Annotated in this window: 24 protein-coding genes and 1 tRNA gene; 10 read left to right on the top strand and 15 right to left on the bottom strand. The window is 64.0% G+C overall.

Features of this window, described 5'->3' with window-relative positions; genetic code table 11:
* Positions 1 to 4: 4 nt before the first annotated feature.
* The gene (locus tag D6B98_RS09620; protein WP_126256789.1) at positions 5 to 472 is read right to left on the bottom strand and encodes a DUF2269 family protein; all 468 of its coding nucleotides are present in this window, start codon (positions 470 to 472) and stop codon (positions 5 to 7) included.
* On the bottom strand, positions 469 to 1368 hold the full coding sequence (locus D6B98_RS09625) for a dienelactone hydrolase family protein (RefSeq protein WP_126256790.1): 900 nt from the start codon (positions 1366 to 1368) through the stop codon (positions 469 to 471). Before D6B98_RS09625 ends, D6B98_RS09620 begins: the two co-directional genes overlap by 4 nt.
* 266 nt (positions 1369 to 1634) lie before the next feature.
* Between D6B98_RS09625 and D6B98_RS09630 the strand changes: the two genes are divergently transcribed.
* Entirely contained in the window at positions 1635 to 2144 is a 510-nt protein-coding gene (locus D6B98_RS09630) for a GNAT family N-acetyltransferase (protein WP_126256791.1), read from the top strand.
* A gap of 177 nt (positions 2145 to 2321) precedes the next feature.
* On the top strand, positions 2322 to 2858 hold the full coding sequence (gene ppa / locus D6B98_RS09635; protein WP_126256792.1) for an inorganic diphosphatase: 537 nt from the start codon (positions 2322 to 2324) through the stop codon (positions 2856 to 2858).
* 149 nt (positions 2859 to 3007) lie between these two features.
* Here ppa and folD read toward each other — a convergent pair whose 3' ends face one another.
* From folD to D6B98_RS09650, 3 genes are read right to left on the bottom strand one after another with little or no spacing between them, the layout of a single operon-like run.
* Positions 3008 to 3892 carry a bifunctional methylenetetrahydrofolate dehydrogenase/methenyltetrahydrofolate cyclohydrolase FolD gene (gene folD, locus D6B98_RS09640; RefSeq protein ID WP_126256793.1) on the bottom strand — a complete coding sequence of 295 codons (885 nt, stop codon included), beginning with the start codon at positions 3890 to 3892 and terminating at the stop codon, positions 3008 to 3010.
* A 9-nt stretch (positions 3893 to 3901) separates the two neighbouring features.
* Positions 3902 to 4246 (bottom strand): DUF167 domain-containing protein, encoded by a 345-nt coding sequence (locus D6B98_RS09645; RefSeq protein ID WP_126256794.1) that lies wholly within the window; start codon positions 4244 to 4246, stop codon positions 3902 to 3904.
* 15 nt (positions 4247 to 4261) lie between these two features.
* On the bottom strand, positions 4262 to 4552 hold the full coding sequence (locus D6B98_RS09650) for a YggT family protein (protein ID WP_024338768.1): 291 nt from the start codon (positions 4550 to 4552) through the stop codon (positions 4262 to 4264).
* A 201-nt stretch (positions 4553 to 4753) separates the two neighbouring features.
* Here D6B98_RS09650 and D6B98_RS09655 point away from each other — a divergent pair.
* A tRNA-Ala gene (locus tag D6B98_RS09655) sits at positions 4754 to 4829 on the top strand.
* A gap of 102 nt (positions 4830 to 4931) precedes the next feature.
* On the opposite strand, the gene D6B98_RS09660 is transcribed toward D6B98_RS09655, so the two are convergent.
* From D6B98_RS09660 to D6B98_RS09695, 7 genes are all read right to left on the bottom strand, one after another.
* Positions 4932 to 5744 (bottom strand): enoyl-CoA hydratase, encoded by an 813-nt coding sequence (locus D6B98_RS09660; RefSeq protein WP_126256795.1) that lies wholly within the window; start codon positions 5742 to 5744, stop codon positions 4932 to 4934.
* A 112-nt stretch (positions 5745 to 5856) separates the two neighbouring features.
* Entirely contained in the window at positions 5857 to 6651 is a 795-nt protein-coding gene (locus D6B98_RS09665; RefSeq protein ID WP_126256796.1) for a glutamine amidotransferase, read from the bottom strand.
* 125 nt (positions 6652 to 6776) lie between these two features.
* Entirely contained in the window at positions 6777 to 7556 is a 780-nt protein-coding gene (locus D6B98_RS09670) for an SDR family NAD(P)-dependent oxidoreductase (protein WP_126257265.1), read from the bottom strand.
* A 178-nt stretch (positions 7557 to 7734) separates the two neighbouring features.
* Complete coding sequence (locus D6B98_RS09675) at positions 7735 to 8265, bottom strand: tellurite resistance TerB family protein (RefSeq protein ID WP_126256797.1); 531 nt, start codon at positions 8263 to 8265, stop codon at positions 7735 to 7737.
* Positions 8266 to 8571: 306 nt separating this feature from the next.
* Positions 8572 to 9981 (bottom strand): adenylate/guanylate cyclase domain-containing protein, encoded by a 1410-nt coding sequence (locus D6B98_RS09685; RefSeq protein WP_126256799.1) that lies wholly within the window; start codon positions 9979 to 9981, stop codon positions 8572 to 8574.
* A 50-nt stretch (positions 9982 to 10031) separates the two neighbouring features.
* The gene (locus tag D6B98_RS09690) at positions 10032 to 11402 is read right to left on the bottom strand and encodes a cytochrome P450 (RefSeq protein ID WP_126256800.1); all 1371 of its coding nucleotides are present in this window, start codon (positions 11400 to 11402) and stop codon (positions 10032 to 10034) included.
* Positions 11403 to 11435: 33 nt separating this feature from the next.
* Positions 11436 to 12806, bottom strand: a complete 1371-nt coding sequence (locus tag D6B98_RS09695) for a hydrolase (protein ID WP_126256801.1) — start codon at positions 12804 to 12806, stop codon at positions 11436 to 11438.
* Positions 12807 to 12942: 136 nt separating this feature from the next.
* Between D6B98_RS09695 and D6B98_RS09700 the strand changes: the two genes are divergently transcribed.
* Entirely contained in the window at positions 12943 to 14631 is a 1689-nt protein-coding gene (locus D6B98_RS09700; protein ID WP_126256802.1) for an MFS transporter, read from the top strand.
* A gap of 93 nt (positions 14632 to 14724) precedes the next feature.
* Here D6B98_RS09700 and D6B98_RS09705 read toward each other — a convergent pair whose 3' ends face one another.
* Positions 14725 to 14940: a cysteine rich repeat-containing protein gene (locus tag D6B98_RS09705; RefSeq protein WP_126256803.1), complete on the bottom strand. Its 216-nt coding sequence runs from the start codon at positions 14938 to 14940 to the stop codon at positions 14725 to 14727.
* A gap of 174 nt (positions 14941 to 15114) precedes the next feature.
* A complete protein-coding gene (locus D6B98_RS09710; protein ID WP_126256804.1) occupies positions 15115 to 15408 on the bottom strand; it encodes a hypothetical protein in 294 nt (97 codons plus the stop codon).
* A 253-nt stretch (positions 15409 to 15661) separates the two neighbouring features.
* Here D6B98_RS09710 and D6B98_RS09715 point away from each other — a divergent pair, with 253 nt between their 5' ends.
* Positions 15662 to 16711 carry a polysaccharide deacetylase family protein gene (locus D6B98_RS09715; protein ID WP_126256805.1) on the top strand — a complete coding sequence of 350 codons (1050 nt, stop codon included), beginning with the start codon at positions 15662 to 15664 and terminating at the stop codon, positions 16709 to 16711.
* A 137-nt stretch (positions 16712 to 16848) separates the two neighbouring features.
* Here the strand turns inward: D6B98_RS09715 and D6B98_RS09720 are convergent, their stop codons facing one another.
* On the bottom strand, positions 16849 to 17244 hold the full coding sequence (locus tag D6B98_RS09720) for a hypothetical protein (protein ID WP_126256806.1): 396 nt from the start codon (positions 17242 to 17244) through the stop codon (positions 16849 to 16851).
* A 576-nt stretch (positions 17245 to 17820) separates the two neighbouring features.
* Between D6B98_RS09720 and D6B98_RS09725 the strand changes: the two genes are divergently transcribed.
* The 5 genes from D6B98_RS09725 to D6B98_RS09745 all read left to right on the top strand — a co-directional run bounded on the left by D6B98_RS09725 (position 17821) and on the right by D6B98_RS09745 (position 21549).
* The gene (locus D6B98_RS09725) at positions 17821 to 19113 is read left to right on the top strand and encodes a tyrosine-type recombinase/integrase (RefSeq protein ID WP_126256807.1); all 1293 of its coding nucleotides are present in this window, start codon (positions 17821 to 17823) and stop codon (positions 19111 to 19113) included.
* A 153-nt stretch (positions 19114 to 19266) separates the two neighbouring features.
* Positions 19267 to 19566, top strand: coding sequence for a helix-turn-helix transcriptional regulator (locus D6B98_RS09730; protein WP_126256808.1), 300 nt, complete (start codon positions 19267 to 19269; stop codon positions 19564 to 19566).
* Positions 19563 to 19979 (top strand): hypothetical protein, encoded by a 417-nt coding sequence (locus D6B98_RS09735; protein ID WP_126256809.1) that lies wholly within the window; start codon positions 19563 to 19565, stop codon positions 19977 to 19979. Before D6B98_RS09730 ends, D6B98_RS09735 begins: the two co-directional genes overlap by 4 nt.
* A gap of 84 nt (positions 19980 to 20063) precedes the next feature.
* A complete protein-coding gene (locus D6B98_RS09740; protein ID WP_126256810.1) occupies positions 20064 to 21011 on the top strand; it encodes a hypothetical protein in 948 nt (315 codons plus the stop codon).
* Positions 21012 to 21201: 190 nt separating this feature from the next.
* Positions 21202 to 21549: a hypothetical protein gene (locus D6B98_RS09745; RefSeq protein ID WP_126256811.1), complete on the top strand. Its 348-nt coding sequence runs from the start codon at positions 21202 to 21204 to the stop codon at positions 21547 to 21549.
* Positions 21550 to 21578: the final 29 nt, after the last annotated feature.

Consider the following 21578-nt stretch of genomic DNA (forward strand, 5'->3'; position numbering starts at 1 on the left):
ATCCTCAGAACGGTTTTGCGATCATCAGCCAGAGAATGAGCATCGTCGCGCCGAAGCCGGGGAAGCCGCATGCGAACCAGCGCCGGAACAGCACGAAATAGCGCTGCGGCAGCGCACTGCGCTGCGCGGCGGCCTTGCGCGCGAGGTCGCGCATCTCGATCTGCATGAACACGACAGGGATCCAGAACAGGCCGGCGACGGCGTAAAGGGCGAGCGAGGCGAGCAACCAGTGCTCCGTGATCGGCGTCGCCGTGAGCATCATCAGCAGGCCGCCCGTGGCCGGCTGGAGGAGCACGGCCGACAGCGTGAAGATCGTATCCGCGACCACCACCACCGAGGCAGTGCGCGCGATGAACGCCACGTCGTTGGTGCGATGCGCCATCAGCATGAAGAAGGCGATGCCGGTGCCTGTGCCGAGGATGACGATGGCGCCGAGCACATGCAGAAATTTGACCAGGACATACGGCGTCATGGCTTCTTGGTCGCCTTTGGCCCGCCCTGGTTCAGCGCCCGCGCGAGATCGCCGCTCGCGGCTTTGACACCGGCCTCGCTCTCGATCGACCAATGCCCCTCGCTGCCGAGCGCTGGCAGGATGCGAAATTCGATCTTGCCGCCGCCGCTGCGAAACGCGTCAGCCAGGCTCTTCGAAAATGCCGGCGCGAAGTAGCTGTCATTGCCCGCAACGAGCCATGTGACGGGGATACGCGCGCCCTTGCCGAACTCCGCCGCGGCAGCAAGAAGCGCATGGGGCGCGCAGATCCGGTTCGGCTCATCATTGGCATGGCCGCCGCGCCCAGGCGCAAGCACTGTGATGGCGGAGATCGTCTTCGGGTCGGCATTGGCGAGCGCCAGCGCGCCCCAGCCGCCGGCGGAATGGCCGATTACGATGGCGGCCTCCTTGCGAATGAAATCCTGCTTTCGCAAATGGTCCAGCGCGAGCCGGATTTGCTCGGCCGTTGCACGGCCCGAACGCGCATAATCGGCCTCGTCACATCCGCCCTGATCCTCGACATAGCGGCCGCCGGTCGCACCATGGCCAAGCCGCTCCGGCACCAGCACGGCATAACCGCGCGCGACGAGATAGGCGGCAAGCGGACGATATTCCGGCTGCGGCATTTGAGCACGACGCAAGCCATTCTGCGTCGAGGCGTGCGCGATGACCGCAAGCCGGAACGGACCTGCGCCGGCGGGGCGAAACAGCACGGCATGGGCAGCAATGGCGGTATCCAGCGACGGCACAAGCCATTTCTGTCGGCGAAGCGGTTCACCCTCTTCGCCCGACGGGCCAAACGTGACCTGAGCGCACACAGGCGCCGCGGTCAGCAAGGCCAGCAGAGGCAGGAGCGCGATGATGTTGAGGAGCCGCATGAATGGCCGAGGGCGACACGGAAAGCGACCGCCACACTAATCGGAACGAATCACCCTGGGCGGACTTTTTGCGCTGCCATTGTCGTTCATTCATTGCCACAGAACGAGTTTTGCACCGACGCACGGCATGCCGATGCCGTTTGAGTCGGCGTCTTGTCTTTTTTCGGCACAACAGGGCCAAGATACTGATGCACAAAGTCCACACGTTAACCGATAATTAACGATAGGTCTTGCCGCCGAGGCGGCGACTTGGTTTGATTGTGTCCATGAGCACAACCCTGATCGAGGTCCGGCCGGCCAAAGCTGCAGATGCAACTGCGGTGGCGTCCACTCATGACGAAGCCTGGCGCTCCGCCTATCAGGGCATCATTCCCGGCGCCGAGCTGGAAAAGCTGATCAACCGCCGCGGCCCGCAATGGTGGGACAGTGCGATCCGCAAGGGCAGCCGCGTCAGCGTGCTGGTGTTCGGCGACAAGATCGCGGGTTACGCGAATTACGGTCGCAACCGCGCACGCAGCCTGCATTTCGACGGCGAGATCTACGAGATTTATCTGCGCCCGGAATTCCAGGGCCTCGGCTTCGGCCGTCGCCTGTTCGCCGCCGCCCGCCGCGACCTGATGCAAAGCGGGCTGAAGAGCATGGTGGTGTGGGCGCTCTCGGACAACGACCCGGCGACCGAGTTTTACCGGGCGCTCGGGGGCCGTATGGTGGCGCGCTCGTCGGAGCGTTTCGGGCCGAAGGCGCTCGACAAGGTTGCCTTCGCTTGGACCAATTGAGCTGCTGAAAGCAGAAGCGGCAGCGTTTCCCGTCCGTCGATACCGTTGCCTTTGAGCCGGTGATTTCCGGATTCATTATTTCACAAGAACGCGATGGATCAGCGGGCCAAGCCCGCGTATGACAGCGCCAAAATCGCTGCCGGGCGCGATTTATCCTCGGCAACAACGGAGCCTTGAATGCGTATTGATGCGGTCTCGATCGGAAAGAACGTCCCCCACGACGTCAATGTCATCATCGAGGTCCCCGTGGGCGGCGAACCGATCAAATACGAGATGGACAAGGAGGCCGGCACGCTGGTGGTCGATCGCTTCCTTTACACGCCGATGCGTTACCCCGGTAACTACGGCTTCATCCCGCACACCTTGTCGGATGACGGCGACCCCTGCGACGTCCTGATCGTCAACACCCGCGCCATCATTCCCGGCGCCGTCATGAGCGTGCGCCCGGTCGGCGTGCTGTTCATGGAGGACGAAGCCGGCGGCGACGAGAAGATTCTGGCGGTGCCGTCGTCGAAGCTCACGCAGCGCTACGACAAGGTGAAGTCGTACTCCGACCTGCCCGACATCACGCTGCAGCAGATCCAGCACTTCTTCGAGCACTACAAGGATCTCGAGAAGGGCAAATGGGTGAAGATCTTGCGCTGGGGCGGCCCGGAGGAAGCGCACAAGCTGATCCTCGAAGGCATGGACCGCGAGAAGAAGAAGAAGGGTTGAGTCAGCTCCCTCGCCCCGCTTGCGGGGAGAGGGTCGGGGTGAGGGGGAGTCTCCGCGAGGACGGTGAGAGTTGAACGCGCGGAGAGTCCCCCTCACCCGATCGCTTCGCGATCGACCTCTCCCCGCAAGCGGGGCGAGGTGAAGAAAGCCTACACCGCCGGCTTCGGCAGCCCCGCGATCGCGCAGGCCGCACGCAGCGTATTCACCAGCAGGCAGGCCACCGTCATCTGACCGACGCCGCCCGGCACCGGCGTGATCGCGCCGGCCACCCCAAGCGCTTCCTGATAGGCGACGTCGCCGACGAGGCGCGTCTTGCCGTCCTCCTTCGGGATGCGATTGATGCCGACATCGATCACGGTTGCGCCCGGCTTCAGCCAGTCGCCGCGCACCATCTCGGGCCTGCCGACCGCGGCATAGACGAGATCTGCCTGCTTCACCAGCCCGGGCAAGTCGCGCGAGCGCGAATGCGCGATCGTCACCGTGGCGTTCTCGTTCAGCAGCAATTGCACCAGCGGACGACCGACCAGATTGGAGCGGCCGATGACGATCGCGTTCATGCCTTCCAGCGAAGCGTGCACGCTTTTGGTCAGGATGATGCAGCCGAGCGGCGTGCACGGCGACAGTGCCTGGAATCCGCCGGCGAGCCGGCCGGCATTGTTCGGATGCAGGCCGTCGACGTCCTTGGCGGGGTCGATGGCGTTGATGACGGCTTCCGTGTTCAGCCCCTTCGGCAGCGGCAGCTGCACCAGAATGCCATGCACGGCAGGATCGCGGTTGAGCTTTGCGACCAGCGCCAGGAGGTCTGCCTGCGAGACGTCGGCCGGCAGCTTGTGCTCGAAGGAGGCCATGCCGGCGGCCTGGGTCTGGGTGTGCTTGGAGCGGACATAGACCTCGCTGGCGGGATCGTTGCCGACCAGAACCACCGCAAGGCCCGGCACCAGATTGTGCTCGCGCTTGACCCGGGCGACCTCGTCGGCGACGCGGCCCCGAAGCTCCGCGGCGATGACTTTTCCATCGATGATCTTGGCAGTCATGTCAGTTCCTCAATCTGTCGATTTGGCTGAGACGAGCTGGCGCAGGGCTTCGCCCAGCCGTGCCGGATCGCCGTCGACCGCGATCTGCTTCAGCCGCGAGGTAGCTCCGGACAGCAGCCTCACGCTGGCCTTGGGAACGCCGAGCGATTTCGCCAACAGGACCAGGACGGCCTTGTTGGCCTCGCCGCCATCGGCGATGGCGCGCACCCGCACTTTGAGCACGCTGCGGCCATCGGCCAGCTGCTCGATCCCGTCGATGTCGTCGCGGCCGCCGCGCGGCGTCACCCGCAATGCGATGCTGATTCCTGCGGCCGCGTAACGCCAAGGCTCCTTGCCGGCTTCTCGGGCAACCAAGGCGCTCCAGCCTGCTCAGATCACGTTGGGGTAGACGTAGTACAGGATCACCCGCTCGATGAACATGATGATCAGGATCAGGATGATCGGCGAGATGTCGAGACCGCCGAGGCTGGGCAGGAAATTGCGGATCGGTGCCAGCAGGGGCTCGGTGATGCGGTACAGGAACTCCGCCACCGCCGAGACGAACTGGTTGCGGGTGTTCACCACGTTGAAGGCGATCAGCCAGGACAGGATCGCGGAGGCGATCAGCAGCCAGACGTAGAGGTCGAGCACGATGATGACGATGTCGAGAACGGCACGCATGGCTTTTGAGGACTCTGGCTTTTGGAAACTCTGGCTGCGGTCGGATTGACGCCTTTGCTAGATATCGGTTCCCCCCCGCCCAAACAAGGGAAGTCGCGCCCCGAATGGCTAAAACCGGGTGACACCCGTCCTTGACTTGACCTTGGCGGGGACTTAAATGGCGCCCGGTTGTCGGCCGCGTTTACCAGAGCGGCCAGCAAAGGGGCCATAGCTCAGCTGGGAGAGCGCGTCGTTCGCAATGACGAGGTCGGCGGTTCGATCCCGCCTGGCTCCACCAGCCTTCGCAGGCTACGCCTGCTTCGGCTCGGCAAGCCCTTTCGTAGCGAAGGCTGCCGCGGCGAAGCCCGAAGGGCGAAGCCGGGCTCTCTCCGAAATCCCCCTACCTCCCCGTAAACCTCGGCGGCCGCTTTTCCATGAAGCTCGCCACCCCCTCCCGGAAATCGCTGCCGGCCAGCGCCACCATCATCTCCCGGTTGGCTTCGATCGTTGCCTCGGCCAGGGTCTGGAACGGCACCTCGTAGAGCTGACGCTTGATCACGGCCATCGCACTCGGCGAGACGAAATCGGCGAGATCGCGGGCATAGGCGTAGGTCTCCTCGCGCAGCTTTTCAGGCAAGCAGAGCCGATTGACCAGGCCGATCCGAAAGGCTTCCTCGCTCGACACGCGCCGCGCCGAAAGCAGCAGATCCATCGCGTTGGCATGACCGACGATGCGCGGCAGCATCCAGCTGATGCCGTGCTCGGCGATCAGTCCGCGCCGCGCGAAGGCTGTGGTGAACACCGTATTGTCGGCGGCAAAGCGCAGATCGCAATAGAGCGCGTGGACGAGGCCGATGCCCGCGGTGGCGCCGTTGAGCATGGCGATGACCGGCTTCCTGATCGACGGATAATAGCCGTAGCGCGTCTGCCAATCCGGACGGCGGTTCATGTCGAAGGGCGGCAGGTTCGAGGCGCGCCTGACGTCATCAGGATCGAGCCCCTTCAACGCATCCATGTCGGCGCCGGCGCAAAAGGCGCGGCCCGCGCCGGTGAGCACGATGACGCGGACATCGTCGTCGGCGCTCGACGCTTCCATCGCATGACGCACGTCGCGCTCCATGATCGGCGTCCACGCATTCATGCGATCGGGGCGATTGAGCGTAATGGTCGCGATCTTGTCGCTCACCTCATAGAGAATGTGCTCGTAGGCCATGACGCTCTCCCTTGTCTGCCGGCACGCATTGGTGCGCGCTCGTTGGCGGAGAGCCTAGCATATCGGGGGCGGCGCGGACTTGCGCCAGGAGCCTGCGCGAAAGGCGCGCGGGTTACTCGGCGGCTTGGGCCAGCACCGGCCGGCGCTCCAGCCAGACATTGATAAAGTGATCGAGCCAGGCGCGCTCTGCGGCATCGTAGACGGCACGATCCGCAAAATGATGGTGCCGCTGCCGCGCACCGGGCGCGCTGAAGCCGTCGTAGCCGCGCGTGGTCCAGCGATGCATCATGGCGTAGGTCACGTCAGGATGAAACTGCACGCCGAAGGCATTGCCGGCGCGAAACGCCTGCACTGGAAAATCGTCGGCCTCTGCAAGCAGCTCGGCGCCGGCAGGCAGCTCGAATCCCTCGCGATGCCAGTGATAGACCTGAGCCGGCCAGGCCGGGCAGAGCGCGCGGCCCGCGGCGGTCGGACGGATCGGGTAGTAACCGATCTGGGTCAGCGCATCGGCATGCGGCGCGACGCGGGCACCGAGCTGCATCGCGAGCATCTGGGCGCCAAGGCAGATGCCGAGGAACGGCCGCTGTTCGCGCAGCGGAATTTCGAGCCAGTCGATCTCGCGCCGGATGTAATCGTCGGGATCGTTGGCGCTCATCGGGCCGCCGAAGAATACGGCGCCGGCATGCTCGTCGAGCGTCTCCGGCAGCGGATCGCCGAAGCGGGGACGGCGAATGTCCAAGGAGTGGCCGAGCGCACGGAGCGCATTGCCGACCCGGCCCGGGGTCGAGCATTCCTGATGCAGCACGATCAAGACCGGCAATTGGCTTTCGGAGGCGGCAGTGCTCGGCGCCTTCTTTCGGAAGGGCACCAATTCTGCGCCACCAAACCTGTCCGTCCGGAACGACATGGCCTCTGCGAGTGCTATCGGTTCAGACCGCCAGCATAGCTAAGCGATGGTTAACATCGTGTGAGTTCGCGCACACATCGAAAGTGAAGCAAGCTCCGGGCCACTACGGGAGCTCCAGGATTTCTCTAATGCCTGCGCCTCTGGAATCGGCTCGTCGCGGCCAGGATGAAGCCGCGCGGGAAAAAGCGCAGCGCAAACGGCACAATCTTGATGCCGAGACCGGGCAGCACTGCCCGTTTGTTGGCCATCAGGCCACGGTATGCCTCCTGCGCGACATCGGCGGCTGAAACATTGAGAAGGGCCGTATCGTGTTGGGACCCGACGCCGGCGCGCGCCTGGAATTCGGTGGGCACGGGGCCCGGGCAAAGCACGGTGACGCGAACGCCGCGCGGCGCGAGCTCCGCCCGCAGCGCTTCGGTGAAGGAAATCACGTAGGCCTTGGAGGCATAGTAGACCGCCATGCCGGGGCCGGGCAGGAAGCCCGCAACCGAGCCCACATTGAGAAGACCGCCCTTGTTCCTGATCAACTGATCGGCAAAGCGCAGCGACAGATCCGTCAGGGCCCGCACGTTGACATCGACGATCCCGATCTGCTCGTCGCGATCGCGCTCGATGGCATCGCCGAACACGCCGAAGCCGGCATTGTTGACGAGGTGGTCGAGCTCGATGCCTTCGGCGGCGAGCGCCGCCGCGATCGTCTCGCCGGCGGCGGGGTCCTCGAGATCGCAGGCAATCACGATCGGCTTCTTGCCGCCCTTGGCAGCGAGCTCGCTCGCGAGCGCCTCCAACCGATCCGCGCGCCGCGCCGTCAATGCCAGGCGATGTCCGTTGGCGGCAAATACGCGCGCCAGCTCCGTGCCTATGCCCGCCGAGGCACCGGTGATCAACGTTACCCGCTCAGTCACGATCGAAGTCTCTTGAATTGAAGTCTTTGGCCCCGCAATGGCTGAACGAGAGCATAAGCCGTGCGCGACAGGCAAGCGTCGCTGGCGGAATGGCGGCTTGAGCGGGCGACAGGGGAGCAGGAAGGACAGGTATTTTGCAGGCGAATCCGCCAAGAGCCGGGGTTACATTAAAGTTTCGTCATGTGGCTCGCGTGGGAGCCAATCCACCAGGCGGGAGAGGTCGACCACCGACGGCACCATCCTTCACCTGGCTAGCGGCGCGCTCGGCCACAATATGTTTCAGCTCGATCCGGTCCCGTTGGGAAATCCCGAGCAGATCGGAGGCGCGCCAGACGACATTGTCCTCGAACTCGCTGACCTGGCCGTCGGCATAGACTAGCTCCCACATCATCCGGACGATGCGCTTGCGACCCTCTTCGTCGAGCGAGCGCATGATGATGCTGGTGAAGTGATAGAGGTCCACCGCCTCGCCCTCGACCTCGGTGGCGTCCGCGATCAGGCGATCGGCCGTGCCTTGATCGAGCCCAAAATGGCTTTCGATCAGGCTGTGCAGCTTGCGCCGCTCGGCGGCCGTCGGCTGGCCGTCCAGCGAGACAACGTGGACCAGCAGCGCGGTCGCCGCCAACCGATAATCGCTGTCACCGAAGGTGCGGTTCTGGTCATGGGGGGCGACAATGTCGGCGATGAATTGGCGCAAGCCGTCGAGCATAAGGTCCTACCGAAATCGATGCAGCCGCGAGGAGCGCAGCTGTTACTGGCATTATATGAGCAGGAAACTCAACCGGCGCAACGTGCGTCAGTTCCCCGCGCCGCATTACGTTTCGGCAATATGGGCCGGCTCCTTCCATGCCCTGGATAAGCCCCGGGCATGACGGCGAGAGTGTGACGCACATCCACCGCCACGTCATTGCGAGCGCAGCGAAGCAATCCAGAATCTTTCCGCGGAGGGATTCTGGATTGCTTCGTCGCAAGGGCTCCTCGCAATGACGGGACTTGGAGCGGCCGACGACCACTCTCACGGAATCTCGTACACCACCATCTTGTCGGCGATGCCGCGCAGCGCCGCCTGTTTCTGGATCGGCTTGATCGCGCGCTGCTCCAGCACCTCCGCAACCGCGGGCGCGTCGAGCACCGGGCCGGTAATGTGGATTTCCTGCGCCGTCGACAGGCTCTGCACGCGGGCGGCGATGTTGACGGTCTGGCCGAAATAATCCTGCCGCTCGTTGAGCATCACCGCAAGACACGGGCCCTCATGGATGCCGATCTTGACGATGAGATCGTCGGTGCCGCGCTGCTTGTTGAGCTCGTCCATGGCCGCGCGCATCCGCAAGCCCGCGACGATGGCGTGCTCGGGACGGACGAAGGTCGCCATCACGGCATCGCCGATGGTCTTCACCACCGCGCCCTTCTCGGAGGAGATGATCTCGAGCAGCGCATGGAAATGCGCGCGCACGAGGTCGAAGGCGGCGAGATCGCCGACCCGTTCATAGAGCGCGGTCGAGCCCTTCAGGTCGGTGAACAGGAAGGTGAGCGAGGTGATCTGGAGCCGCTGATCAAGACTGAGATTGTCGGCCTTGAACACGTCGCGGAAGGTCTGGTTCGACAGCATCCGCTTGGCGGTGAGGAACGGCTTGCGCTTGCCGATGAGATGGTGGAGCGCTTCGGCGGCAATGAACACCGACGGCAACACGCGCACGCCGGCCTGGTTCTCCAGCGACAGCCGCAGCGGGCCGGGCCGCATGGTGGTGGTGCCGGTCGGGGCCTGCACCTTGTTGTAAATGATGGCGAGCTGCTGCCGGTCCTTGGTCGGCTCGCCCTGGACGTCGATGAAATGGGCGGCGTGCGTCACCGGCTCGAAGATGATGACGAAGTCGCTCGGCAGCTGCAGCGACATGGTCGCCTTCTCGCCTGCCGGCAGCTCCATCGTGTCGAGCGTCACCTCATTGGCAAGGGTCGCGAACGATTCCTTGTTGAAGTCGACGCCGGAGCTCCAGAACACCTGCTTGAAATACTCCCACACGGGAAGCGTATCAGGGTCGTGCGCCGCAATGCGCCGGACGCGCGGGTTGACGGTGAAGGAGACCTCGACCTGATCGTCGACGGAGGCCTTGTAGCCGCAGGCGCAGAGTGCGCAATGATAATCGTCGGGCTTGAGCGCCTTCAGCGTCGAATGCGCGCCGAGCACGCCGCCGCATCCCGGGCACAGCACGTTCCAGCCGAGATCGAACAGCCCGAGCCGCGCCGAATGCAGGAAGGCGGAGATCGCGCGCTCTTCGTCGAGGGCGTGCTGGCTGGAGAAATCGAGGACGTTGACGCGGTTGAGCTCGTGATCCTCGCCATCCTCGATGAGGCGCACGATCGCATCGACCACCTTCGCGTCGGCAGTCTGCTTCAGAACGGAATACTGGGCCTGGATGTCGCTCATGGCAGGTCTCTATCTCGGGCGGATCACGCCGCCGGCCAGGAATGGGCCTGTCACCGACGCGTGATGCGGAACATGGGTGAATGGTCGGGCTGGGTCGTGACGACGCCGAGCGGGACCACGGGATCTGCCATATCGGCGAGCTCGACACGGAAGGCGCCGATCAGCCGGGCCAGCGCCAGCACGGATTCGGCTTGCGCGAACGGCGCGCCGACGCAGACGCGCGGACCCGCGCCGAACGGCAGGTAGGCGAAGCGATCGGGCGCCTCTTTCGACATGAAGCGCTTTGGAATGAACGCGTTCGGCTGATCCCACAGCTTCTCGTGCCGGTGCAGCAGCCAGGGTGCGATCATGATGATGTCGCCCTTGCCGATCTCGATTCCGGCCGCATTGTCCTTGTCGCGCGCGGCCCGCGCGACCAGGAACGCCGGCGGATAGAGCCGCATCGTCTCCTCGATCACCGCGCGGGTGAACTTCTGCCGGTCGATGTCGGCGATGCTGTCGAGATGCTCGCCGCGCGTCTCGGAGGCGACTTCCTCCTGGGTCTCCGGGTCGAGCGCGAGCAGATAGAGCGCCCAGAACAGCGCCGTTGCCGTGGTCTCGTGACCCGCAAGGATCATGGTCGCAACCTCGTCGACGAGTTGCTCGTCGGAAAAGCCCTTGCCGGTCTCAGGATCGCGCGCCGCGTCCATGAGATCGAACAGGTCCCGCGGCGGCGCGCCCTCCTTCTTGCCGGCCGCACGCCGCTCCGCAATCAGCATGGCGACGAACTCGGTCCAGCGCTTGCGGAAACGGGCGCGGGCGAAATCCATCGGGCTCGGCCAGGACACCGGCAGCACCATGTCGAGAAGATACGGGCGTCCCAACCGCGCGGCATATTCCATGATGAAGTTGCGCAGGGTCGCGCCATGCCGGTCCATGCCGAACGAGAACATCGTCCGCCCGGCGATCTCCAGCGTCATGCGCTGCATGGTCTCGCGCAGGTCGATATCTTCCCCCACCCGCGCGTCCAGCTTGGCGATGGTCTCGTCGAGCACCGCCGTCATGTGCGGAACGAGATTCGCGGTGGCGCGCGGCGTGAAAGCCGGCGCGAGGGTACGACGCTGGAACGTCCAGGAATGCCCCTCCGCGATCAGAAGCCCGTCACCCAGCACCGGACGCAGCATGCGGATGCCGGCCGGCGTGCGCGTGTAGTTCTCGTAATTGGTGAGCAGGACGTGCCGGATCGCGTCCGGCTGGTTCAGGATGAAACTGTTGCGGAGGAAAAAGCGGCCTTTGATGACGTCTTCCTCATAGGCGCGCTGGCTCCAGGTCGCGATCATATTGCGCCGGATCACGGCGAGACGGCCGAAGAACGACATGTCGTCGGGCGCACGCGGAGGAGCCGGAGGGATGATGGGCCGACGCACGCTGGCGATATTCATGGCTCTCTCCCGCAAGATGTACGCAGGCAACAGCTAGTAAGTCGGCTCGGCAATCGCAATCCGGTTCTCCTGGGCGGCCCAGGCCCGCGCCACAATCCGTTCTTCGCCGAATTGAGCCACGATGTTACGTCCAACCTCGCCGGCTGCAAGCCGCAATGTTGCCGCCGAATCGGTCGGCACGCCCGACTTGACGTCGGCGGGCTCCTTGCCGTCCAGCAGCACCACGTCCCGCGGCAGGCCGAAATAGCCGCGCGGCCGCGACATGATGACGACCGCGCCGGCGTCCTTGTCGGCCGGCCCCAGCGGCCGTGCGGCGCGCAAATGGACGACGTCGGACGAGCGCGGGAACGGCGAGCGATAGATGTGCGTGATCGGCGCGCCCGGCGACGTCAGAACGAACTCGAGCGACCAGGAGGGCTCGATCTGCGCCGGGCCCCAGCGGCCGTCGGCGCCCGTGGTCGCGCTGTGCACGGCGCCGCCCTTGCGCTCGCCGGTATCAGGATCGACGCGGAAGATATCGACGGTTGCGCCCGCCACAGGCCGATTGGTCGGCACGCCGCCGGGCGTGCCGGTGACGAGGCCGCTCAGCCTGACGACCGGCTCCGGCACGATCGCGATGCGCGCGGGTTCCCGGCCGGCGATGAACTTGTAGATCTCGCGGAACGCCCTGGGGTGAAAGGCCACCTCGCGATGGTCGAGCGCACCGAGCACGAGATTGGTGGCGCCCTTCAGCTCCGGCCCTTCATTGGTGACGCCGGTCGGCGTGCCGGGCTTGCCGATGAAGCGGCCGTCGGCCTGAGCAAATTTGTCCATGCCGTCGCTGCGCAGCGTCAGGAAGGCGACGCCCGGCGTCACCTCGCTCTCGCCCTCGTTAAGCGCGCGCAGGAACGCACCGCGGCCGTTGAACTCGCTGTTGGGCTGATCGTCGGTTGCGAACACCCCGTGATTGGGCGTGCCGCACAACACGGCGTGGCTGACGTCGCCGGCACCGCCATTCTTGATCACGTTGCGAATGGCATAGCCGCCGCGCGAGCTGCCGACCAGCGCGACACGCGCCGCGCCGGTCCGGCGCTTGAGCTCGGCGATGGCAGCGGTGAGCTCGCGGCGCTGGTCCTCGGTCGAGGAGCGGTTCGCCTGCTCGACCTTGTCGTCGGTGCGCGCATTGGGATCGGTGAAATTGATCGCCGCCATGCGATCGCGCGCGATACCGTTGGATTCCATCCGCCACAAGGTCGTCATCCAGAGCGCGTCATAGTCGCCATTGCCGTGCACGAACAGGATCGGCGGCACCTCATTGCCCGGCGCAGCAGCCGTGGTCTGGGCGATTGCGCCCGTCCGCAAGCTCGCAGTTGCGAAGGGCAAGCTGCCAGCCGCCAGCAAGATCGTCCGTCGCGACAGCTTCATCTGTTCCTCCCCGGCAAACCGTCTCTTTGCACCGCTTATAGCGGCCTAATCACTGGACAGCGAAGGACTTTCGCAGGCATCAAAGAATTTGCCGGAATCGCCAGCACCACTTCTGCCAGCCCATTTGGAAGAGGACATGACCGAGCAGCCAAACCGTCAGAAAATGGCCGCCGACGGCATTGCCGCGCCGCTGCGGTACACCGTGTTCCGGCGCATCTGGCTCGCCAGCCTGCTCTCCAATCTCGGCCTGCTGATTCAGGGCGTGGGCGCAGCCTGGGCGATGACACAGATGTCGGCATCGGCCGACCAGGTGGCGCTGGTGCAGACCGCCCTGATGCTGCCGATCATGCTGATCTCGATGCCGGCCGGCGCCATTGCCGACATGTATGACCGTCGCATCGTCAGCGTGATTTCGCTGTCGGTCGCGCTGGTCGGCGCGAGTGCGCTCACCGTGCTGGCCGGCCTCAACCTGATCACGCCCGAATTGCTGCTCGCCTTCTGTTTCATCGTCGGCAGCGGCAACGCGCTGTTCGGCCCGGCCTGGCAGTCCTCGGTCAGCGAACAGGTGCCGCCTGAGGCGTTGGCCTCGGCCGTGGCGCTGAACGGCATCAGCTACAATATCGCGCGCAGCTTCGGCCCCGCGGTCGGCGGCGTCATCGTCGCTGCGCTCGGCGCGGTGGCCGCGTTCGCCTGCAACGCGATCCTCTATCTGCCGCTGCTGGTGGTGCTGCTGCTCTGGCGCCGCAGCACCGAGCCGTCGCGCCTGCCGCGGGAGAAGCTCAATCGCGCCATGGTCTCGGGCTTCCGCTACATCACCAATTCGCCGCCGATCAAGATCGTGCTGTTGCGGACGCTGGTGATGGGCCTGATCGGCGGCGCCGTGATGGCGCTGATGCCGCTGGTTGCGCGCGACCTGCTGCATGGTGGCGCGCAGACCTACGGCATCATGCTGGGTGCCTTCGGCATGGGCGCGGTGATCGGCGCGCTCAATATCCACGAATTGCGCAAGCGCATGAGCGGCGAGGCCGCGATCCGCGCCTGCACCATCACGATGGCCTTCGCCATGGCCGCCCTCGCCCTGAGCACGGAGCCGGTGCTGACGGCGGCCGCGCTGGTGCTAGGCGGCGCGGTCTGGATGGCGGCGATCGCGCTGTTCAACATTGGCGTGCAACTCTCGGCGCCGCGCTGGGTCGCGGGCCGCTCGCTCGCGGCGTTCCAGGCCGCGATCGCCGGCGGCATCGCGATCGGCGCATGGGGCTGGGGCCATCTCACCGACTATGCCGGCGTCGAGATGGCGCTGCTGACGGCGGCCGGCCTGATGCTGATCTCGCCGCTGCTCGGGCTTTGGCTCACGATGCCGCGCGTCGGCGCCCGCAACGAGGATGCGGACATGCTCGCCGATCCCGAGGTGAAGCTGTCGCTGACCGGGCGTAGCGGCCCGCTCGTGGTCGAGATCGAATATCGCGTCGCGCAGGAGAACGCGCGCGCCTTCCACAACGTGATGCAGGACGTGCAGCTCTCGCGCCAGCGCAACGGCGCCTATGGCTGGTCGATCGCGCGCGACATCGCCGATCCCGAGCTGTGGACCGAGCGCTATCACTGCCCGACCTGGTTCGACTACTTACGCCAGCGCAACCGCTCGACCCAGTCCGAGCGCGCGCTGCATCAGCAGGCGATCGATTTCCACATCGGCCCCGAGCCGGTGCGGATCCGCCGCATGCTGGAGCGCCCGTTCGGTTCGGTGCGCTGGAAGGACGATACGCCGGATCGCGCCGATGGCGAGGTGCTGCCGGTGGTCGCGACCGCGGCGGGAAGCAGTACGTAGGTCCTGTCAGCGCGTAGCCCGCATGAGCGCAGCGACATGCGGGGCCAGAAGTCCCGGATATCGCTTCGCTCATCCGGGCTACGACGTTTCGTCTCACTGCCCGTGCTGGGTCAGCACCTTGTCGCAGGCCTTGCTCAGCTTGGTGCGGTTCTGCTTCAGGCAGGCGAGCACGGCGCCGTCGCCATTGTTCATCACGGCGCGGCAGAAGCGGCTGACATCGCGCGCGCAGGCATCGTGGCCGGGCTGCTGCTGCGCGGATGCGCTCGAGGCGCACAGGAGCAAAGGAATGATGAAAAGAAATCTGGTCATCGCGTAATGCCTCTTACCCGGAAAGATGTGCGGGGAAGCTAGTGCGACGATCCCGCACCTGCAACGGCTTTATTGCCGGGCGGGAAGGGTGCCGACGCGTGGCCCCGGCATGACGCCGGGGCACATCGCGGTGGGGGAGCTGACCGATGCGACGATCGTTGTCGCTGCGCGCTGTTACTGACTGTTCCGGGCGTCAGCGACCTTGCGCGAGGCGCCCTTGGCGAGATCCTTGTCCATCACCGCGCGGCAGCCGGCGCTCAGATCCGAACGATGCTTGATCATGCAGGCCGTGATCTTCGGGATGTTGGGGATTTCCGACGAGCACAGGCGGAAGGCATCGCCAGTGCACATCTGCTGCGCCTCGGCCGTGAAGGCGAAGCTCGAGCTCGTCGAAGCGATCGAGACGATGGCGGCAACGCCCAGAGCCAGGCTGGTGTCGCGGAGACGGGCAGAAAAGGACTTGGTCATTTGAAGCTCCCGTTGGCACCGCGCAGGGCGGGCCCGTTGTTGATGGGAACTACGATGCTCCGGCAAAACAGTTTCCACCGTGATGACCGTCACGCGCCCCACCCCGACTGTGACCTCGGTCACGTTGGCGCACCGCCCTGAAATTCCTCCACAACCGCCGTCGTGTTGGTGTCACGTTAACTGTTACTTCGCATTAATGGCGCGTCGCGCGGGAAATTCCGCAGGTTTGGTTGCGTAATTGGAAAGAGTAGCGATGCGTAATGCGTTGGGCCTGATGCTGGCCAGTGTAGTTGCGGCGGTCGTGATCGCCGCCGGCGGTTGGTTTTATTATTCCGCGCGCGCCGATCAGGGCGCTCCCAAGACAGTTGCGGCCCGTGCCGGCGATCCATTGCCGGCACCGGCGAAGCTCGCTGCCAGAGATGACGTCGAGACCACCGCGACGGTGCCGGCCAAGCCGGCGGCAGCCGCCCCGGCGCCCGCTCCCGTCATGCCGGTGCAGCCGAAGCAGGCCTGCGCCAATCCGAACGCGCTGGGCGTGTCCCGCGTCGTCGAGATCGACACGACGGGCGGTCCGGGATTCGGCTTCGAGCACTTCAAGCAATTCGATTTCCTGACCGAGAAGGAGGTCGTCCTGACCTTCGACGACGGTCCGTGGCCGGTCAACACGCCCACGGTGCTGAAGGCGCTCGCGGACGAATGCACCAAGGGCCTGTTCTTCTCGGTCGGCAAGCACGCGACCTACCATCCGGAGATCCTGAAGCAGGTGCTGGCCCAGGGCCACACGGTCGGCACGCACACCTGGTCGCATGTCAATCTGAACAGCAAGAAGTTGACGGAGCAGCAGGTCAAGGACGAGGTCGAGAAAGGCTTCAGTGCGGTGAAATTCGCGCTCGGCACCAATCCGGCACCGTTCTTCCGCTTCCCGCAGCTTCAGCACAATCCCGCGATGGTGAGCTATTTCGGCACCCGCAACGTCGCGATGTTCTCGACCGAGATCGACTCCTTCGACTTCCGCAAGGGCGCGACGCCGGAGAAGATCGTCGAGACTGTGATGACGAGGCTGGACAAGCTCGGCAAGGGCATCATCCTGATGCACGATTTCCAGAAGAACACGGGCCTTGCCCTGCCGACGCTGCTCGCGCGGCTGAAGGCCGGCGGCTACAAGGTCGTGCAGATGAAAGCCAAGGCGAGCCTCCAGACGCTGCCGGAATATGACGAGGCACTGATGAAGGACATGAAGGTGCCGACCGCGGGCACGAACGCCCGTCCGATCGCGAGTGTCGTGCAGACGGTCTCGCAGTAAGCGCGATTGGTCAAAGTCAAAACTCTTGCGTCATGGCCGGGCCCGTCCCGGCCATCCACGTTCTTGGATCTGGGCGAAGACGTGGATGCCCGGGCCAAGCCCGGGCATGACAGCGAGATTGGGTAAAGGTCTGCGGCTTACCAATAGATGCCGTGGCGGTGCAGCTCGCCGATGATGCGGCGCTCGGTCCAGCTGCGCTTGGGCTTCGGCTTGTCCGCCCCTGCGGTTTTCCTGGTGGCAGGCTTGGCGGTCGCGACCGGCGCCGCGGTGGTGGTGGTCGTAGGCGCGGCAGCCGCAGGTGCGGCTGTCGTGGCCGGCGGCGCAGACAGCGTCACGGCCGGCGGACGATCGGAATATTTCGGCGCCTCGGTGGCCGGCGCGGCTTCGCTTGCCTGCGCCGTGGTGCTGGTCGGCGCGGTCAGCGGAGCGGGAGCCTGAGCGCCCGACGCTGACAGCGACAGGCTGCGGGAGCCGTCGGCGTGGGCAGATCCGGCACTCAGGACCATGGCGGCAACCAGAATGATCTTGCGCATGTGAACTCTCCCCGTGTTGGCGTGACCGGGACATTACGGGCAACGTGCTGGGGGTTAAGTGATTGGCCTCACATAAGCGCGGCACAATTTCGAACCGGACTGCCGCGGTCAACACCCGCCCCGATAAACCCGCAGCGTCCCGTCCGTAAGACCCATGCTGTTGAGCAGGCGCACGCCCTTTCCGCATCCATGCGCGCGACGGATCGTCGCCGAGCCCACAGCATCAGAGCCGCAAACGCGATCGAGATTGGAGTGAAAGCTTTGAAACCGCTCGACACCCCGATCGGCACGAGGTTGTCACCCATGTCTCAGGTACGTTTCGTTACCTATGTGTCCGGGCTGGACAGTCAGGCGCTGGTGCCGCAAGAGGGATTCGAACCCCCGACCCCGTCATTACGAATAACGGATATAGGCCGAACAGCACCGAACACTTTCGGACGCAAATGCGCTATTAACCCCTATTTTTAAAGCGGTTTTTGTTCAGTTGTGCCGCCGGTCGCCCAACACTATCTAACACCCTATTCCGGCCGATCCTCTTACCCCAAGCTTACCCCGGCCGTCTGGTAGGGCTCCGAAATGAGTGAAATCGTCGAGAAGAAGCTCCGCCGCTCGGCCCGTCCGTTGCCGCGCCTGACCGCAAGGGAGGCCGCCGATGCCAAGGGCGACCGCGAGAGGGGGCGCTATGAGCTTCGAGACAGTGGGAAGGACCACGTGCGAGGCCTTGGGTTGGTCGTGCAGCCCTCCGGCGCCAAGACATGGGTTCTTCGGTACGAAGCGGCCGGCGTGCCACGTAAGCTCACGCTAGAGCCCTATAGCCGTGAATTTGGACTGGCCGCCGCCCGGAAGCTCGCCAGCCGGTTCCGGACCAAAATCGCCGAAGGGGACGACCCGGCCGCGGAGAAGGCAGAGGCCCGGCGCAAGGCTTCCGCCGGTATCGACCATGGGGCAATGTTTTCGACGGCGTGGGCCGACTGGACGAACGCGCCGAAGCCCAAGAGCCGCAGCAAGAAGGGCTGGCGGCCATCGACAGCCCTGCGAGCCAAGCAGGACTACGAGCGGCGCCTAGAGCCGGTTTGGGGCAAGCGGCGGCTCGACGAAGTCACCAAAGCGGATGTGTCCGCCCTGCTCGACGGCATCGCCAAGAAGCACCCCCAGGCCGCGGCGCGGCTGCATCGCGTCCTAGCATCGTTCTTCAATTGGTGTGTCGCGAAGGGCCGCATTCAAAAATCCCCGTGCGAAGGTCTGGAATCGGCAAAGCGGAACAAGCGGAAGCGCAAGCTGACAGATGATGAACTACGTTGGCTATGGCTTGCGTGCGCAAAAGAGCCGTTCCCCATGGGTCATTTTGTTCGCTTACTGATTCTAACGCTTGCGCGCCGCAACGAAGTCGCCGGCCTCCGAAAACGCGAATTGCACATGGGTAATCGCCGCACGTGGATCATTCCTGCCGAGCGAACGAAGAATCATCACGAACACGAAATCTTTCTGACCGACGCCATGCTCGACGTCATCAATGCCATTCCGACCGTGAAGAACGACGCCGGATATCTGTTCTGCACCGATGGTGAGAACGCCTTCTCTGGGTTCTCAAAGGCGAAAAAGCGGCTTGATGCCGCCATGCTCGAAATCGCGCGAGCAGAAGACTCCGACGTCGAGTCGATTCCAAACTGGACTCTTCACGACCTACGTCGCACGGGTTCGACCCGTATGCAGCGCCTTGGTTTTGATAACGAAGTCGCTGAAGCCTGCCTCAATCACGTAGATGACGACGCTTATCTGCAACACGACTTCTATGAACAGAAAGTTCGTGCGTTCGAAGCGTGGTCGTCGGAGGTGTTGCGAATTGTCGGACTCCCGCGGAGTCCGTAAGTGTTACTTGGACAAAACCAACTGTTCGGGTATGTTGTACGCGCTCCCGACCGTTGAATGCGCCGCACGACAGGCGGACTACGGCGTTAGGTCGGCAGACCAAAGTGATTTCGCCTCGCAACTGCTTTCCCGGTTTACGATACAGCCGGTGACATGACCCGCGCCATCGATCCAAAAGACAACGCCGAATGGCGTTGCGTAGGCGCGCCCATGTCCATCACCTGCCAACCCGGCGATGACGCCGAATACGTAACATCTGCCAAGATCAAGCTTCGCTTCGGCGGAGCCTCCGATATGTGGATTCATCGTCGCATGCGCGATGATGAATTTCCAAAGCCGGTCTACTTCGGCACCCCAACACGCTACTGGCGCATGTCCGACGTCGTCGCATGGGAACGCGCGATGATTGAGCGCGGCTGCGCGCCGACCAAGCGGCGCAAGGTGCAGCCATGATTGCCCCGCCGCTAGCGCATCTGACAGCGATCCGCAGACTAATCGCCTTTGGCAACGCCGAAGTGTTGGCCACCGAGCACGACTTGCCACCTGAGATGTTGCAGCCGCGACAATCTCGCGATCGTAAAATCGGCCAAGGAAACGCGACTGCTCACTTCCTACGCGATGATCTTGGAGTCGCGGACGAAGACGCGATTCTCCTCTGCGTGACCGAAACTCATTTCGGCCGACCAACCGTCGAATTTAGCGCCGCAAAAAAAGCCGCGAAAGGTTCCGGCATGTCCGGCGCGTCGAGTGCCGAGTCTGTGCGGATTCAAAACTGGATACGACAACGTCCGACTGAACACGTTGCCCATCTACAGGAACTTCAGGCTGCTATCGAACCGTTTCTGGTCCGGAAAGTCGGACCTTGAGTCCGGAAAGTCGGACCAGACAACGCACGCTGTCGCGCGGTAGCTCTTAGCTCACAACGAATTCCTCAACCCGGAGTCACTTCGATGCCCACCGAAAACATCACTCACTTCCCAACGACGCCGGGCGCAACGCCGCCGACGCCGTATGACAACCTGCCTATTCTTGCGCGCAAGCTCTTCAAGCATGAAGAAGCGCTGAGCCAACAGGCATACGCACGATACGAAGCGAAGCAGAATCGGGCAGCCGAGATTCGCCGCGGCATCGCCGACGCGAAACTCGAGTCGATCCAAAATGAGCGAGAGCCGAAGCCCTCTCAAGAGCTGGCGGACGATTGCGCTAGGCGCATCGCCGAGGGGGAAGCAGAACTTGTTTCGCTCGAAAGGTCCTATGAGGACGAGAGGCGGCTTCAGCCGGGAGGCTTCCACCAGACTGCGCTCGAATTCGCGAATGCCAACGCCCTGAAGAAGCTAAAATCACGCAATTACAAGTGTGAGCTTGGCCCTGATCTTGTGGCAGAGCATGACGCCTGCCGTGACGCAAAATCCGCCAAGCTCGAAGAAGCCAAAGCTATCACGCTTGCGCACGTACCCGCACACCAAATCGAATCGGCCATCGATCGCACTTTTGCCACCGCATCGACCAGCGTTGCACATGCGCTACGAACCCTTCGCACGCCTCACCGCACTCAGTCCGGACGCTTCTCCCCGCGGTCTCTTGAGCTTCCAATGCTGACAATCCCCAATGGCGCCGGCGGTCTCTCTCGTTTGAACGACACCGCCACATTGCTTTTCGCCGTGTTCGGGACCGAAATTCGCGAGCGACTGAAGGCAATGGCTCTCGCAGGTCACGACGCCGAAAACGCGATTCCGATCGCTGACCGCGCGGCCATGCTGAAGAAGATCGACGCCGAGATTTTGGAGATCGAACGGAAGGCAGAGTTCATCTACCGAACCGGTCGCGCCCGAGGCATCAACACCGGCCCGCGCCTCGCGGCGAGCCCGCTTGCAATCTTGGACATCGACTACGCTTAACGCAATTCCGACGCATTACGCCGTGGTGAAATCCTTTTGTTTTGGCGCGATGCGTTGGGGTAGCTGCGGTTCTTATCCGGCCGCAGCGACGGGCAGAGAGTCCGCCGATCGTCAAAGATTGGTGTGAATGCAGCGACGGCGGACTCGATGCTTTTGCATGACAGATCAATCAGCGAAAGGAACTATGACAATGACCGACAACACTGAAATGGCGCCGCTAAAGCGGGCCTATCTTAGCGCGCTTGCGGCTCGCGGCCGCGACGCCAGCGACAAGGCAATCCAGAAATACACGAATGGTGCACGCGGCCCCCACGCTTGGCGAAAGGTCAAGGAAGCTGACGCCGCCAAGGCAATCACGGACCTTGAGCAACTGACGTTCAAGGGAGACGGCGGACAGGCGAAGACGGAATCGAGATTGCAGCGAATGGCGAATGCCGCCTACGGCCACGACGAACGGGTGAGGCCTGCACGGGAGCTTGATCCGGTTGCGATCTTTGATCGCTGGAATAATCCGCCTCCCGCTGACCGCAGCAAGTAAGCGCACAGTGCAGCGCTCCCCACCCCCTC

Origin of the sequence: Bradyrhizobium sp. LVM 105 (assembly GCF_003957705.1) — a bacterium.
Lineage (GTDB): Bacteria > Pseudomonadota > Alphaproteobacteria > Rhizobiales > Xanthobacteraceae > Bradyrhizobium > Bradyrhizobium frederickii.

Excerpts from the sequence above, each read along its gene's own strand:
- D6B98_RS09665 (WP_126256796.1), bottom strand. The coding sequence starts at position 6,651 with ATGTCGTTCCGGACGGACAGGTTTGGTGGCGCAGAATTGGTGCCCTTC.
- D6B98_RS09650 (WP_024338768.1), bottom strand. The coding sequence starts at position 4,552 with ATGCGTGCCGTTCTCGACATCGTCATCATCGTGCTCGACCTCTACGTC.
- D6B98_RS09690 (WP_126256800.1), bottom strand. The coding sequence starts at position 11,402 with ATGAATATCGCCAGCGTGCGTCGGCCCATCATCCCTCCGGCTCCTCCG.
- D6B98_RS09745 (WP_126256811.1), top strand. The coding sequence starts at position 21,202 with ATGACCGACAACACTGAAATGGCGCCGCTAAAGCGGGCCTATCTTAGC.
- D6B98_RS09710 (WP_126256804.1), bottom strand. The coding sequence starts at position 15,408 with ATGACCAAGTCCTTTTCTGCCCGTCTCCGCGACACCAGCCTGGCTCTG.
- D6B98_RS09735 (WP_126256809.1), top strand. The coding sequence starts at position 19,563 with ATGATTGCCCCGCCGCTAGCGCATCTGACAGCGATCCGCAGACTAATC.
- D6B98_RS09725 (WP_126256807.1), top strand. The coding sequence starts at position 17,821 with ATGAGTGAAATCGTCGAGAAGAAGCTCCGCCGCTCGGCCCGTCCGTTG.
- D6B98_RS09730 (WP_126256808.1), top strand. The coding sequence starts at position 19,267 with ATGACCCGCGCCATCGATCCAAAAGACAACGCCGAATGGCGTTGCGTA.
- D6B98_RS09620 (WP_126256789.1), bottom strand. The coding sequence starts at position 472 with ATGACGCCGTATGTCCTGGTCAAATTTCTGCATGTGCTCGGCGCCATC.
- D6B98_RS09660 (WP_126256795.1), bottom strand. The coding sequence starts at position 5,744 with ATGGCCTACGAGCACATTCTCTATGAGGTGAGCGACAAGATCGCGACC.
- D6B98_RS09705 (WP_126256803.1), bottom strand. The coding sequence starts at position 14,940 with ATGACCAGATTTCTTTTCATCATTCCTTTGCTCCTGTGCGCCTCGAGC.
- ppa (WP_126256792.1), top strand. The coding sequence starts at position 2,322 with ATGCGTATTGATGCGGTCTCGATCGGAAAGAACGTCCCCCACGACGTC.
- D6B98_RS09700 (WP_126256802.1), top strand. The coding sequence starts at position 12,943 with ATGACCGAGCAGCCAAACCGTCAGAAAATGGCCGCCGACGGCATTGCC.
- D6B98_RS09625 (WP_126256790.1), bottom strand. The coding sequence starts at position 1,368 with ATGCGGCTCCTCAACATCATCGCGCTCCTGCCTCTGCTGGCCTTGCTG.
- D6B98_RS09630 (WP_126256791.1), top strand. The coding sequence starts at position 1,635 with ATGAGCACAACCCTGATCGAGGTCCGGCCGGCCAAAGCTGCAGATGCA.
- D6B98_RS09715 (WP_126256805.1), top strand. The coding sequence starts at position 15,662 with ATGCGTAATGCGTTGGGCCTGATGCTGGCCAGTGTAGTTGCGGCGGTC.
- D6B98_RS09720 (WP_126256806.1), bottom strand. The coding sequence starts at position 17,244 with ATGCGCAAGATCATTCTGGTTGCCGCCATGGTCCTGAGTGCCGGATCT.
- D6B98_RS09740 (WP_126256810.1), top strand. The coding sequence starts at position 20,064 with ATGCCCACCGAAAACATCACTCACTTCCCAACGACGCCGGGCGCAACG.
- D6B98_RS09695 (WP_126256801.1), bottom strand. The coding sequence starts at position 12,806 with ATGAAGCTGTCGCGACGGACGATCTTGCTGGCGGCTGGCAGCTTGCCC.
- folD (WP_126256793.1), bottom strand. The coding sequence starts at position 3,892 with ATGACTGCCAAGATCATCGATGGAAAAGTCATCGCCGCGGAGCTTCGG.
- D6B98_RS09675 (WP_126256797.1), bottom strand. The coding sequence starts at position 8,265 with ATGCTCGACGGCTTGCGCCAATTCATCGCCGACATTGTCGCCCCCCAT.
- D6B98_RS09685 (WP_126256799.1), bottom strand. The coding sequence starts at position 9,981 with ATGAGCGACATCCAGGCCCAGTATTCCGTTCTGAAGCAGACTGCCGAC.